The sequence below is a fragment of the Cupriavidus sp. L7L genome, from assembly GCF_004353535.1.
Lineage (GTDB): Bacteria > Pseudomonadota > Gammaproteobacteria > Burkholderiales > Burkholderiaceae > Cupriavidus > Cupriavidus oxalaticus_A.
Map to the genome: position 1 here is coordinate 34,416 of NZ_SMNY01000017.1, position 12,853 is coordinate 47,268.

The 12,853-nt window shown below is 63.9% G+C and carries 12 protein-coding genes and 1 pseudogene; 8 read left to right on the forward strand and 5 right to left on the reverse strand.

Features of this window, described 5'->3' with window-relative positions; all coding sequences use genetic code 11:
- Nucleotides 1-105: 105 nt before the first annotated feature.
- Complete coding sequence (locus E1J61_RS16695; RefSeq protein WP_133095160.1) at nt 106-1,032, reverse strand: LysR substrate-binding domain-containing protein; 927 nt, start codon at nt 1,030-1,032, stop codon at nt 106-108.
- A 99-nt stretch (nt 1,033-1,131) separates the two neighbouring features.
- Here E1J61_RS16695 and E1J61_RS16700 point away from each other — a divergent pair, with 99 nt between their 5' ends.
- A complete protein-coding gene (locus E1J61_RS16700; protein ID WP_133095161.1) occupies nt 1,132-2,118 on the forward strand; it encodes a tripartite tricarboxylate transporter substrate binding protein in 987 nt (328 codons plus the stop codon).
- A 2-nt stretch (nt 2,119-2,120) separates the two neighbouring features.
- A complete protein-coding gene (locus tag E1J61_RS16705; RefSeq protein WP_133095162.1) occupies nt 2,121-3,311 on the forward strand; it encodes a M20 aminoacylase family protein in 1,191 nt (396 codons plus the stop codon).
- Nucleotides 3,312-4,186: 875 nt separating this feature from the next.
- On the opposite strand, the pseudogene E1J61_RS38300 reads toward E1J61_RS16705, so the two are convergent.
- From E1J61_RS38300 to E1J61_RS16720, 3 genes and pseudogenes are all read right to left on the reverse strand, one after another.
- Nucleotides 4,187-4,300: pseudogene (locus tag E1J61_RS38300) on the reverse strand (cysteine hydrolase); the annotation flags it as partial.
- Between the two features lie 20 nt (nt 4,301-4,320).
- Nucleotides 4,321-4,818: a hypothetical protein gene (locus tag E1J61_RS16715; RefSeq protein ID WP_133095163.1), complete on the reverse strand. Its 498-nt coding sequence runs from the start codon at nt 4,816-4,818 to the stop codon at nt 4,321-4,323.
- A gap of 117 nt (nt 4,819-4,935) precedes the next feature.
- Entirely contained in the window at nt 4,936-5,898 is a 963-nt protein-coding gene (locus E1J61_RS16720) for an AraC family transcriptional regulator (protein WP_133095386.1), read from the reverse strand.
- A gap of 311 nt (nt 5,899-6,209) precedes the next feature.
- On the opposite strand from E1J61_RS16720, the gene E1J61_RS16725 reads away from it, so the two are divergent.
- The 5 genes from E1J61_RS16725 to E1J61_RS16745 all read left to right on the forward strand — a co-directional run bounded on the left by E1J61_RS16725 (nt 6,210) and on the right by E1J61_RS16745 (nt 10,538).
- Entirely contained in the window at nt 6,210-6,554 is a 345-nt protein-coding gene (locus E1J61_RS16725; protein WP_133095387.1) for a hypothetical protein, read from the forward strand.
- Complete coding sequence (locus tag E1J61_RS16730) at nt 6,544-7,203, forward strand: Dabb family protein (protein ID WP_133095164.1); 660 nt, start codon at nt 6,544-6,546, stop codon at nt 7,201-7,203. Before E1J61_RS16725 ends, E1J61_RS16730 begins: the two co-directional genes overlap by 11 nt.
- Nucleotides 7,200-8,078, forward strand: coding sequence for an SDR family NAD(P)-dependent oxidoreductase (locus E1J61_RS16735; RefSeq protein ID WP_133095165.1), 879 nt, complete (start codon nt 7,200-7,202; stop codon nt 8,076-8,078). The genes E1J61_RS16730 and E1J61_RS16735 overlap by 4 nt, the downstream gene beginning before the upstream one ends.
- Before the next feature lie 15 nt (nt 8,079-8,093).
- Nucleotides 8,094-9,077, forward strand: coding sequence for an NADP-dependent oxidoreductase (locus tag E1J61_RS16740; protein ID WP_133095166.1), 984 nt, complete (start codon nt 8,094-8,096; stop codon nt 9,075-9,077).
- A gap of 78 nt (nt 9,078-9,155) precedes the next feature.
- Nucleotides 9,156-10,538: a DUF1329 domain-containing protein gene (locus E1J61_RS16745; protein WP_133095388.1), complete on the forward strand. Its 1,383-nt coding sequence runs from the start codon at nt 9,156-9,158 to the stop codon at nt 10,536-10,538.
- A 31-nt stretch (nt 10,539-10,569) separates the two neighbouring features.
- On the opposite strand, the gene E1J61_RS16750 is transcribed toward E1J61_RS16745, so the two are convergent.
- Nucleotides 10,570-11,856, reverse strand: coding sequence for an MFS transporter (locus E1J61_RS16750; protein WP_133095389.1), 1,287 nt, complete (start codon nt 11,854-11,856; stop codon nt 10,570-10,572).
- A gap of 481 nt (nt 11,857-12,337) precedes the next feature.
- Between E1J61_RS16750 and E1J61_RS16755 the strand changes: the two genes are divergently transcribed.
- Nucleotides 12,338-12,778, forward strand: a complete 441-nt coding sequence (locus tag E1J61_RS16755; RefSeq protein WP_133095167.1) for a GNAT family N-acetyltransferase — start codon at nt 12,338-12,340, stop codon at nt 12,776-12,778.
- The last annotated feature ends 75 nt before the right edge of the window (nt 12,779-12,853 follow it).

Genomic DNA, 12,853 nt, shown 5'->3' on the forward strand with positions numbered 1-12,853 from the left:
ATTGTACCAACCGGCCCTCACGTCCGTTTTGCAGATCGGGACAGTTGCTTGGCTGATCGTCCCACGGCCCGCACGGGGCAAACAACCAACGAAGGCGCCGCGTCGTCAGCGCCGCTGCCCCGGTACGACGGCGTCAGCCGGCTCGATGCGATGCGCCTCGGCCAGGATCCAGTCCAGAAATTCGTTCTGTGCCGCGCTGCGCGGCCGCTGTGCGTCCACGCAGATGAAATAGCCGCGCCCGGTGTCTACCGGCATGTCAAAAGGTTTCACCAGTTCACCGGCTGCCAGTTCGCGCTCGATCAGGCAGAATTGCGTCAGCGCGATACCCAGTCCGGCCTTGGCCGCGAAGATCAGGTTGATGCTCAGGTCATAGCCAGGGCCCAGCTTCGGCGCGGCCCTGAGTCCGGCCGCCTTGGCCCAGAGCGCCCAGTTCTCCGGGAAGTTCGTATGGTGCAGCAGCACCTCTTTGAGCAAGTCGCCGGGGCGTTTCAGGTGCGGCAGCAGCGATGGCGCGCAGGCGGGAACGAGCTCGCGGCCGAGCAGGTATTGCACCTGCATCCTGGCCGGCCAACGTCGCTTGGGTCGCTTCACCTCGATCCAGATGTCTACGTCGTCGCGGCTGAAGTCCTCGTCATGGCGAAACTGCCGCATCTCGACGTCCACTTCAGGATGCGCCGTCCTGAAGCGCGCGAGGCGTGGAAGCAGCCATTGGGTACCAAGCGTAGGAATCACACTCAGCCGTAGTTTCCCGTCGGCGCGCGGCCCCTGCAGCCGGTTCGCGGCCGCCTCCAGTGCCAGCACATGGCGCTCCGTCAACTTGCGCAACTGGCGGCCTTGCTCGGTCAGTGCCACGCCTTGCGAGGACCGTTCGAACAACAGGCAATCGCCCAGGTGCTGCTCGAGGCGTTGCACCGCCCGGCTGACAGCAGCCTGGGTGACGCAGAGTTCCTCGGCCGCCAGGCGGAAGCTGCGCAGCCGACAAACCGCCAGGAAGGCGTGCAGTTCCACCAGTGAAGGAGAGCGAATCTTCATGCGCAATTACATTTTGTTATCGTGATCAATGGTTTTGTCGTTTGCCTGCGGGTCTGCGTCTGCTTAACCTTGGGACATACTCTAACTCGCACGCCGGCAATGACCATCAATCGTCGCACCTTTCTCAAAGCAGCCGCCCTCAGCAGCCTGAGCGGCCTGGAGCTGCCCGCCTTCGCCGCTGACAAGTATCCTGGCCGTCCAATCTCGCTGGTGGTGCCGTTTCCCCCGGGCGGCTCGGTTGACGTGTCCGGCCGCCTGATCGCCGAGAGGTTGGGCAAGGCGCTTGGCCAGCCCGTGGTGGTCGACAACCGGCCCGGCGCCGGAGGCGCTATCGGCTCGACATACGTATCGAAAGCACAGCCCGACGGCTACACCCTCATTGTCACCTCGCAGAGCACGCATGTCGTGAATCCCGCGATGAACCCCAAGCTGCCCTATGACGCGGTGAAGGGCTTCTCGAATATCACGCTCATCAGCCGGCTGTCAAACGTGCTGCTGTGCAATGCATCGCTGCCGGTTCGCAACTTCGCCGAGCTGGTCAGATATGCGCGCGCCCATCCGACCGCCCTGAATTATGCAAGTGCCGGAACGGGTTCGGTGTCACACGTCAGCATGGAACTTCTCAAGAACCAGGCGGGTATCCCGATGACGCATGTTCCCTATCGGGGCGCCGGGGCGGCGCTGACCGACCTGCTGGGCGGACAGGTGCACCTGACCTGGAATAACCTGTCCTCCAACCTGGACCACATCCTCCAGGGCAAGCTGCGTGCGCTGGCGGTAGCCGCACCCGCGCGCGTGCCGCAACTGCCGGATGTGCCGACCTTTGCCGAACTCAAGCTGCCTGACCTGAATGAGACTTCATGGAACGGCCTCGCCGCCCCGGCCGGGACACCGCATGCGATCGTGCAGCAACTCTATCTGGCGGTACGCAAGATTCTCGCGGAACCTGCGACCCGCTCGACCTGGGTCGCGAAGGGCATGATCGTGCCGGAAGACATTACGCCAGAGGCCTATACCAGGGAAACGGAGCAGCGTATCAGGTTCTACCAGCGCATCGCCAAAGACAATCGCATTACCCTGGACTGACGATGACCATCGATTCCAAGGCTGGTACAGCGCTTCCCGACCTGCTCCCGCTACACGACGAACTTGCTGCCCTGCGGCAGCATATCCACCGGCACCCGGAACTGGCTTTCGAGGAGCACGACACCGCGGATCTGGTTGCCGGCAAGTTGCAGGAATGGGGCTACCAGGTGACCCGCGGCATCGGAAAGACGGGGCTGGTCGGCCAGTTGCGCGTAGGAGAGGGGGACAAGCGGCTTGGCCTGCGCGCCGACATGGATGCCCTGCCCATCCAGGAAGAGACCGGGCTTCCATACGCCAGCAGCCGGCCCGGCCTCATGCATGCCTGCGGGCACGACGGCCATACTGCCATGCTCCTTGGCGCGGCAAAGCACCTCGCGGCCACGCGCAACTTCTCCGGCACGCTGAACCTGGTTTTTCAGCCAGCGGAGGAGCGCGGGTTCGACAGCGGCGCCAAGTCCATGGTGGCGGACGGCCTGTTCGAGCGCTTTCCTTGCGACATGGTATTTGCCATGCACAACCATCCCGGTGCCCCCCAGGGCCGGTTCCTGATGCGTCCGGGACCGTTTCTCGCCGCGGGCGACCGGGTGTTTATCAAGGTCGTGGGCCTGGGCGGCCACGCCGCGCGCCCTCACCTGGCGGTTGACCCGCTTGTGGCAGCGGCTGCCATCGTGATGGCGCTGCAGACCGTGGTCTCGCGCAACGTCCCCCCCAACGAGTCGGCAGTGCTCACTGTTGGCCGGCTACGGTCTGGGGACGCACTGAACGTCATTCCGGCCGATGCCGAAATCGGCATCAGCGTGCGCTCGTTCAGTCCGGAAGTGCGCGCACTACTGAAGGACCGCATCACAACGCTGGTCCACATGACCGCCGAATCGTACGGCGCGAAAGCGGAAATCCGCTATGTGGAGGGCTACCCGGTCGTCGATAACGCCGCCGACGCGGTAGCCCTGGCGGCCGAAGTTGCCACGGAGCTTGTTGGCCAGGAGGACGTAGACCGCGACTATCCCAGGATGATGGGCAGCGAAGACTTCGCGTACATGCTGCAGGAATGCCCGGGCGCCCTCGTCCGTATCGGCAACGGCCCGTCGGACGGTGGGCGTGGCTTGCATAACCCCCGCTACGACTTCGATGACAGGAACCTGGCCTTGGGAGCAGCGTTCTGGTGCCGGCTGGCGGAGACATTCCTGGTCTGATGCCTGCGCGCGAGGGATCGCGTTGCGGCGATGCCATCGCGTAAGAAGGGCCATTCAGAATTGGAGCATGCGCCGTTCTCGTCAGTGGACGATGCGGGGAGACGTTTTGGTATTTCTGAACTGATGTCTCACAGCACGAAAACGGCAAGCGCCCATCCAACCAAGGCCATTCCGGCAAGGCAAGCGGCAAGCGCCACGGGATCTAAAGCCGGATGGTAGTGCATGTAAAGGAGCCTCTTCAATTGATCTGGTAATCATCAGCAAGGCGCCGCATCTTTATTCCATGCCTGAAGCGCGTCCCTGATGTCGATTTTCGTTCGGATTGACGTCGCGAACTCATAATCAAGGTAGGCCACCGGAGGCTGGCACGCTTTGCCTGGTCTGCCGACGGCTTTGCAGTTCATGCCATGTGCGAGGGGAGTCCTCTGCTGGATGTCGCTGCGGCCCCTAACCATCAGGCCTTGATCGGCGCGTACCATAGTCGTTCGCTTCGGCCCGCGCGGGCGTCACATCGCTGGTTGGCGGCGTATAGTGCCTACCGGAAGCCCCGCTTGCGCCGGGCTATGCCCAGACCTGCCATGGAGCGCCTTGCAATATGCGCCTCAGATCCGTGCAAGTACTCGCCGCCCTGGTCCTGCTGGGCGCCTGCGCCGCGAACGACGGCAGCCAGCCCGGCAAGACGGCCGCGGGCGAGCGGCCTGGCATGCCAGCCGGCCCCCCGCGCGACTGCCAGGCAGAGGCCGACGCGCTTCTCGGGGCCGCGCCTCTGTCCGTTGTGCGGGCCGCGTTCTATTCCTGCATGACGCAAAGCCAGGGGAGCGAGCCGGGAAAGTGAGGCCGTGGCGTATTCGTCCCCTGAAGAACGTCGCCAATGTACTCGCTCTCGCGGGTTGGTCGGTACCAGAGAACACGCTGGCGCGATGCGCGATGATGAGCGGTTCAGTGGCCTGCTGCCCAAGCTCCGGCGAGATCTTGTCGTCGACGAAAAGGGTCTCTATCGCGTGCGACGTCAGCGGATCTTGCAAAAGCCATCAGCCGCCCAGCGGGCGGCGCTATCCCGCGTCAGGCGAAAATCTGGCGGCACCTTGACGGTCGCGATCACGTCCCCGAAGGGATCCACTGCCGTAAGCGTGCCGAAAGGCTCGAACTCATCCGGCGTAACAACGAGCTTGACGGTCACGGTTCCGGATTCGGTCTCGAAGCTGGTCTGCTTGTTGAGTTGAGCGTGCAGTTGCTGCTCATGCCGCCGAATGACTTCGGCGGCGGTCTTGACCAGCGTCTGGTGAGCCGTGGCATCGAGCGGCTTCGGATCGACCTTGTTGCGCCCCATGGTCCAGGGACCGACAAGCGCCGGCTCTGCGCTGCCATCCCGGATCATTTCGACGGCCCAGCCGTCGCCATCCTCGTTCTTGATCACTCGGGCAGTCCAGCCCTTGTCTCGCCACAGTCGGGGTTCGTGGATGGCTGCCGGTTCTTGCTCCGAAAGTGATTCGTCGGTGCGGTGCATATTCTCTTGTACTGATCGCAAAACCAACATTCTATGCCTCGGGGGCCATGCACTGAGGCCTCGGGCACCGGGGCCGGATTTTTGCGGCGCCTTCCGGAGCGCTGTCCCCCCAGCGCCTCACCTTCTCCCCTCGCGCCTGAACCACGTCGGCGCATGCCCGGTCCAGCGCTGAAACGCCCGGCGAAACGCTTCCTCGCTGGCAAAGCCAAGCTGCTCCGCGATCCTGCCGATCGGCCAGTTGGTCGTGCACAGGCATTGTTCGGCGTACTCCTGCAGGTTGTGCTCGCGCAGTATCCGGTAACTGCTGCCGTCGGCTGCGAGGCGGCGGCGCAGCGTCGGCTCGCTCACATCGAAGCGCACGGCAAGTTCAGCGAGCGTGGGCAGTCGCGCGCCATGTACCAGCGCTGCATGCAGGATGCCACGCACCTGCTGGCTCAGTGATACGACCTCGACCGGCGCACCGATCAGCCGGTAAGGAAAGTCTTCCAGGAAGGCATCGAGCTCCGCTGCCTGGCGCACGACCGGCCGGTCGAGCAAGGCTTCATCGAACTCGAATCCGTAGGTCTGGGCGCCTGAGGTCACAGCGGCATGGAACAGGCCAAGGAACGGCATGGCGTCCTCACGCCGGGGATGCGCCAGGTAAACGTGGGTCGGACGTATCGGCTGGCCGATCAGCCAGCCGAACAGGAGCATGTAGAAGAAGAGCCCGGTCAGGTCCACCAGGCAAGCCGCAGAGCTTTTTGCGCGCCGCAGTGAATCCATGCGGAACACCGCCTGGCCCGCGCTTTGCCCGAGGCTGAGTGAACCGGCGCGCGGGTACAGCATCACGCAGAAGTCGGCCGCGCAGCGGATCGCTTCCCTTAGCGTCTGGCTGCTCAACACGCAACGGCACAGCAAGTCCACTTCCTGCTTGCGCATCGGAGGGTGGCCGTTGCCTTTGGCGACCAGGGCTTCCAGCTGCTCGATCGCGGCGCGATAGAGCGCGGTGAACTGCGCGGGCGGCGCATGCGCCGATGCGCCGGCGGCAGGCGGCACCTCGACGCCCTGCCGCTTCAACTCGTCCAGCAAGCGCAGCACCATGCCATCCGGAACAGGTACGGGATTCCCCGGTATGTAGGCATTCATGGTTGCTTGTCCTGATTGCTTCGGTAGCGGTTGTTGATCGTCCGGGTAGGGATCCCGTGCGGCGGGGCCTTCCATAATCATCCCGGCACTTCCACCCGCGCGACAGGTTGCGCACGGCCATGGGCCATGGAGGTTGCCACGCCATGAACGCCATGCCCATACGGGACAACCCACGGGAAACCCATGACCGCGCATTCCGCCCGCAAGTCACCGGCGCCGACATCGCAGCCTTGCTGCACCCTGCCTGCGCCGCGCGAGACATAACCATGATCCACATACTCGATGAAATCGTGCTCGCGCCCCGGCACCTGGCCACTGTGCTGAGCCTGCTGGAGAGCCAGTACCTGCCCGGCAGCGCCGCCAGGGGCCTGGCGCTGCTGCAGCGCTGGGTTTCGCCACCGGTGGCGCTGGAAGATGCACCCAATACGTTGTGGCTGCTGTGGCAAGTGGCTGATGCGCCAGCCTATTACGCCATGCGCGCCAGCATCGACGCTCCGGCCCTCGCCTTCTGGTCAACAGTCAGCACGCTGTGCGATACCCGCCGCCGCCATGTGATGGCCGATGCGGCATGTGGCCTGCCTCAGCGCAAGGAGCCATGCGATGCGGCATGAGACAGCGCAGATAAGAATTCACCCCGGCATCTGCACCGGGGCGAGTACACAGGAGCAGGCACTGCTTGCCAGGATCGAAACCCTGCCAGGCCTGCGCCAGGTTGCGATTGGCCGGAACCTGGCGGGAAGCTGGGGCGCTGGCGACTACACGCTCGACCTGCAGTTCGACCCGGTGGCGTCCTGCCCGCCCGGCCACGACCCCGGCCTGGCTGCCGCGCTGGACGGCCTGGCAGAGGTGGATCGCGTGGCCTACAGCCCGATCTCGGACGGACTGCGGGCGCCCCTGTTGCGCCAGGGGATCTGGCGCACGCTGATGTTCCGGGTCAGGCCCGAAGCACCTGACTGGCAGGTCCGCGGTCTTGAGCAGGACCTGCTGCGCATGCCTGGGTACATGCCCGGCATCCTCAACTGGCGGCTTGCCCGCGTCCTGTCGCCCGGCACATGGACCCACGTCTGGCAGCAGGAGTTCGCCAGCGCAGAGGACCTCCTGGGCGAATACCTGATGCACCCCTTCCATTGGGGCCGCGTCGACCGGTGGTTCGACCCCGAGTTTCCCGAATGGACAGTCCAGGCGATTTCCCATGCCTTCTGCCCACTCGAAACCAGCCTGATTGCCAACCACAACCGCACAGAGGAATACGCGCCATGACCGGACACGGGAAACTGACAGGAAAGATTGCGCTGGTGACCGGCGCCAGCCGCGGCATCGGCCGCGCCATCGCGCAGCGCTTCGCGGCCGAGGGCGCGCTGGTGGTTGCCACGGCCCGCCGCGCAGGCCAGTCAGAGGACGAAACCGATACGCTGGCCGAGACAGTTGGCCGGATCAGGCAGCAAGGGGGCCGTGCCATGGCACTGGCGGCAGATCTGGAGGACCCCGAGCAGCGCGACAACCTCGTGGCACGAGCAGCAAGCGCGGCGGGCGGCCTCGATATCCTGGTCAACAATGCTGGCATGGCGGAATACAGCCGCGTCGAAGCTATGCCGCTGGAAGTATTCGACAAGACGGTTGAGCACTACCTGCGCATTCCCTTCATGCTCAGCCGTGCAGCGATCCCGCTGATGCGCACGCGCGGCGCCGGTTGGATCCTCAACCTCGGCTCGGTCACCGCCCTGTCGCCCTCACGCCCGTATTCAGACTTTGACCGCGCAGGCGGCGTAACGGTGTACGCCGCGGTCAAGGCCGCCATCAACCGGTTCACCGAGGGCCTTGCCGCGGAACTGGAGGGCGAGAATATCGCCGTCAACGCCGTAGCCCCAAGCACGGCGATCCGCACGCCTGGCAGCGCGCGCTATATCCCGGACGGCTATCCAACCGAGCCGGTGGAGTACCTGGCGGAAACAGCGCTTGCACTCTGCAGCGTTCCAGCCCGCCTGCGCACCGGCCACATCGCCCATAGCCTGCACTTTCCCCTGGCGCACGGGTTGAACGTTCGCACGCTTGATGGCCAGGGCACGCTGCCACCGCCCGTGATCCCGCCGTGGGCACACCCTGGTTTGAACCACGAAGACCTGTCCGCAAGATAAGCGATGGAGAAAAGCATGCGCGCTGTCGTCATTGACCGTACCGGCGGACCCGACGTACTCAGGTTTGCAGACGTCCCGAGGCCGGAACCCGCTGCCGGCGAAATCCTGATCCGCGTCGCTTGCGCCGGCGTGAATCCAGCCGACTGGAAATGCCGTGAAGGCTATCTGGGCCGCTTCATGCCATACCGCTTCCCGTTCGTGCTCGGCTTCGATGCCAGCGGCGTCGTGGCGGCCGTGGGAACAGGCGTCAAGGATTTCGTCCCGGGCCAGCGCGTGTTCGCGCAAACGGAGGTTGGCGCAGGCAAATGGGGCTCCTATGCAGAGTACGTTTCGGTCTCTCGGGATTGCGTGGTTCCGATCCCCGACAACCTGGGATTTGCCGAAGCCGCCGCCGTCCCGACACCCGCGCTGGCGGCCTGGACGGGACTCTTCGACGAAGGCGGACTCAAGCCAGGCCAGACGGTGCTGGTGCATGGCGGTGCCGGTGCGGTCGGCACGTTTGCCGTGCAACTGGCAACCGCAGCCGGTGCCGCTGCCGCTGCCACCTGCAGGGCGGCTCGCCGCGACGAACTGAGAGCGCTCGGCTGCGACCTGGCGATCGACTATCGCGGCGACATCGCTGCCGCCATGCAGGCATGGGCGCCCGCTGGTGTCGACCTGGTTCTGGACACCGTTGGCTGCGGCACCCTGCCGAACGGCATGGACTTGCTCAGGCCCGGCGGCATCCTTGTCGCCATCCTGACACTGGTCAATGGCGACAACGGCCCGGACCCGGCCGACGCCGCTCGGCGCGGCATGCGCACCGCAGTGGCCTACAGCAAGATGCCAAGCGGCGCGCGGCTGCGCGAGATCGCGTCGCTGATCTCAAGCGAGCGCTTGCGGCCGCCTCGCATCGCATGCCTGCCGCTGGAACAGGCGGGACGCGCACTCGACCTGGTCCAGTCGGGCAAGGCGCCAGGCAAGCTGGTGCTGCGTATCGCCGAGCTGAGCAATGCCTGATCGCAGGCCGTCCCGCGCCAGCCCGTCAGCCCGATGCCGGCGCACGACCATCACGCCATTGAAATCGGAGGAGAGACAATGAAAAGCAAGACCTTAGTGCTATGCACGATAGCCGGTGCGGTGCTAGCGGCCTCACAGTTGAACGCACCTTCCCTTGCCGCGATGACGCCCGACGAAGTCAGGCGCCTGGACGGCCCGCTCACGCCGATGGGTGCCGAACGGTCCGCCAACAAGGACGGCAGCATCCCCGCGTGGAGCGGAAAATGGCAGGCCGCGCCCGCGGGCCTGACTTTCCGGCCGGGCGACACCTACCCTGACCCCTACGCGTCGGAACAACCGCTGGCGGTGATCACGGCCCAGAACGTGGAGCAATACCGTGCTCACCTGAGCGACGGGCAGCTCGCCATGTTCAGGCTGTACCCGACGACATTCAGGATGGCGATCTACCCCAGCCATCGTGACTTCCGCTATGGCGATGCCGTCTACAAGGCGATCCAGCACCACGCCGCCAGGACGCAGCTGACGACGGACGCGAACGGCCTCAAGGACTATCCGCCCACCGCGCCGTTTCCTGTGCCCAAGAGCGGGCTGGAACTGATGTGGAATCTCCGCTTCTCTTCCGCCATTGCCGAAGAATCAGCCGTCTACGACCAGGCAGTGGTGTATCGCGACGGCAAGATCGCATGGGGCAAGTGGAAATATGACATCTGGTCACCCGTCAACGGCGCCGCGTTTGAAAAAGGCTCGCCGCTGATCAACCGGACCTTCGCCCGCGTGGAAACCGAACTGCCTTTGCGCGAGCGCGGCAATATCATCGTCTCCCACAACTTCTGGGATCGCGAAGGCTCGGATACGGCCAGGACCTGGCAATACAATCCCGGCACGCGCCGGGTGCGGCAGGCACCCGAGTTCGGCTTTGACCAGCCGCTGGGGCCGGGCGGCTTCCGTACGGTGGACGACGATCGCCTGTTCAACGGCTCCGGCGAGCGCTATGAGTGGAAGATTATCGGCAAGCGGGAAATCTATATTCCGTACCACAACTACAAGCTGGTCGATCCTGGCGTCAGGTACGCCGAACTGCTGGGCCCCAACCATGCGACCCCGGAACTGGTCCGCTACGAACTGCACCGTGTCTGGGTGCTCGAAGCCAGACTGAAGCCAGGCTTCCGGCATCAGTATGCAAAGCGTGTGCTGTACCTGGATGAAGACACCTGGATGGCAGTGCTTGCCGACAACTACGATGCCCGCGGCCAGCTGTGGCGAACCAATATGCAATCGTCGCTTTACGCCTACGATGCGCGGCGCTACTACCCGGCGGTGGCGTTCTACCATGACCTTGCGGCCGGCTCCTATCTGGCGGATCGGCTGACCAATGAAGGGAAGCCGGTACGCCTGAACAGCAGCCCGCAGTTTGGCGAAGCGTATTTTTCCCCGGATTCGATCCGGGGGGCGGGACACTGACGCCCCGGTCAGAAAGCCCTGCCGGTTGCGGCTAGCCATTGGCGTCGGCCGCAGCCTCCGGATTGGCTTCGCCGTCCCGGGTAGCGATCAATGCCTTCGGCGCCAGCGGGATCAAGGGGAGGATCAGTGCGTACACGACCGTAGTTGCGATCACGCACCACGTAAAGCCGTGCGCTGCGCCGGTGTTATAGATCCATGAGCCCAACAGGTCGCCGGCGCGCGCCGAGAGCGCGAGAACACCATCGACCAGCATCATCAGGGTCCCTTGCAGGCCCGGTGGACACGACCGCATCGCAAGATCGAAGTATGCCGCCGTGGCTAGCCCGCCCATCAGCCCTATTGGTGCCGCCAATACCAGCGCGAGATCGGCTGACCGAATAAATGCCAGCGGAATCATCTGCGGCACCGCGACGATCGTCCCCCACCACAGCAGCTTGTTCAGCGATACCTTCTTGCATAGCACGCCATACAGCAGGAATGTCGGGATAAACGCGGCAGCGAAGATCCCGTTGTAGTACGAGTAGACGGAATCCGATGCATGCAGTTCATTGGCCAGGTAGAACTGCAGCGGTGTGGCCGCCCCTGGCGCGAAGTTCCACAGAAAGCAGATAAGCAGCGCCGGATAGACGGCCTTATGCTTCACCAGCCGCCTGACATTCCCGACGAAATCCGCGCGCCTGGCTTGCGGCTTGTCGTACGTATTACCGAAGACGGTGGCGGGATTCCAGAGCCCGAACACCGCAATCAGCAAAGTGACCATCGCCACCAGCAAGAAGGCCTCTTGCGGCGCAAGATGATCGGACACGTACCCGGAAGCGAACGCACCCGCCACGACGGGAACGGAGCTGACCACGTTCGACAGCGCACTCAGGCGCCCGGACATGAGCTTTTCCTGGCCCACCAGCGCGATCAACCCCTGGTAGGCGGCGGCGGTAAACCGGGACGACAGCATTGCCAGCAGCATCCCGACGAGCAGTCCAGTGTATGAGATGCCCGCAAACGCCATCCAGACGAATGTCGCCGCGGTGATGGGAGCGAAAATCAGGAAGAAGCCACGGTCGCGCAAACCCAGCGGATTCCAGTGATCGCGCGCGAGGCCAAAGGCAAATGCGATGTACACGGGGATTCCGGTAACCAGCCGGAATGTCGAGATCTCCGTCGCCGTCGCGTGCAACTCATTCTTGAGCAGATACGACGCCTGGATATCAATCAGGTAGCCGGCCGGCGTTGCCAGATGGACAATCAACGTCAGCCAGCCGAAGTACAGCAGGGTTCGGCTATTGTCCTCGGGGCCATCGTGATCGGAAGCGGCCGGCATCATCGGAGCGCAGCGAAAGACTGGAAATTCGATCCTTGCCGGATTGCCGGCGAGAACTGCTCGCAAAGCCACATCTTCAGTCCGGCGTCGGGCGGGTCCTCGCCATCAGCGTGGACAACAGCTCCCGGCCAATAGCTCCCGGATCTGGGGTGGCATCGTCCTTGCAAGGATAGTGCGCTAGCCAGGCCCGGACGCCCGACGCTGCGCGACCTAATCGCCACCGAGCGCGGCCTTCCGCACACCACGGCCGATGGTGTGCGTATTTCGCCTCCAAAGTCGGAGGTGCCACGGGCTTGCCAACAAGGCTTCGAGAGGCGAACAAATCGCCTTCAATGTATCCCTTTTAGGGAATTACCCTCGCTTTTTTTGTTTGCGAATTTCGGACACGTAGGCAAAACAGCTACGCGACGGTATTGTGGAACCGATGTCTATTAAGTAAGCGCATTACGAAGAAAACGCTTCGACGGGCGCTGGTGCAGCAATGATTAGAGCCTTACAGATCCGATCCGCCACCACTGCGGACCTGCCTGGAATTACCACGGTGCTAGGCAAATGTGGATTGACGCAGAACGCATCGTGGTCTCCGGATATGTTCCACATTGCGTTAATGGACGGGCGCATTGTCGCCTGCGCCGGAGCGGAGCGGCACGCGAAAGTCATAGTCGTCTGTTCAGTTGCGGTACTGCCCGGATATAGGGATCGCGGTATTGCCAAGCACCTGGTGTCTGCCGTTCTGGTGCGGGCACGTGCAGAGGGCTGCGAACGCGCAGTCCTTGCTACCGCAAAGTGCCCCGGCTTCTTTTCTCGTTACGGCTTTTCCCTCGTCGCTACGACCTCCCTGCCCGTCCGTGTACGGAATTCGCATACCCTGACGTCGCCGGGGATGCCAGCGGGAGTCTGCATGCAATGCGAATTGAAATAGACTTGCGCGCAGGCAGATCAATTGTCCCGGCCCTGCTCCGGATTTCCAGGGTCGCGGTTCGCGACAGGCCGGCGA

Excerpts from the sequence above, each read along its gene's own strand:
- E1J61_RS16715 (WP_133095163.1), bottom strand. The coding sequence starts at position 4,818 with ATGCACCGCACCGACGAATCACTTTCGGAGCAAGAACCGGCAGCCATC.
- E1J61_RS16730 (WP_133095164.1), top strand. The coding sequence starts at position 6,544 with ATGCGGCATGAGACAGCGCAGATAAGAATTCACCCCGGCATCTGCACC.
- E1J61_RS16735 (WP_133095165.1), top strand. The coding sequence starts at position 7,200 with ATGACCGGACACGGGAAACTGACAGGAAAGATTGCGCTGGTGACCGGC.
- E1J61_RS16755 (WP_133095167.1), top strand. The coding sequence starts at position 12,338 with ATGATTAGAGCCTTACAGATCCGATCCGCCACCACTGCGGACCTGCCT.
- E1J61_RS16705 (WP_133095162.1), top strand. The coding sequence starts at position 2,121 with ATGACCATCGATTCCAAGGCTGGTACAGCGCTTCCCGACCTGCTCCCG.
- E1J61_RS16700 (WP_133095161.1), top strand. The coding sequence starts at position 1,132 with ATGACCATCAATCGTCGCACCTTTCTCAAAGCAGCCGCCCTCAGCAGC.
- E1J61_RS16740 (WP_133095166.1), top strand. The coding sequence starts at position 8,094 with ATGCGCGCTGTCGTCATTGACCGTACCGGCGGACCCGACGTACTCAGG.
- E1J61_RS16745 (WP_133095388.1), top strand. The coding sequence starts at position 9,156 with ATGAAAAGCAAGACCTTAGTGCTATGCACGATAGCCGGTGCGGTGCTA.
- E1J61_RS16720 (WP_133095386.1), bottom strand. The coding sequence starts at position 5,898 with ATGGTGCTGCGCTTGCTGGACGAGTTGAAGCGGCAGGGCGTCGAGGTG.
- E1J61_RS16695 (WP_133095160.1), bottom strand. The coding sequence starts at position 1,032 with ATGAAGATTCGCTCTCCTTCACTGGTGGAACTGCACGCCTTCCTGGCG.
- E1J61_RS16725 (WP_133095387.1), top strand. The coding sequence starts at position 6,210 with ATGATCCACATACTCGATGAAATCGTGCTCGCGCCCCGGCACCTGGCC.
- E1J61_RS16750 (WP_133095389.1), bottom strand. The coding sequence starts at position 11,856 with ATGCCGGCCGCTTCCGATCACGATGGCCCCGAGGACAATAGCCGAACC.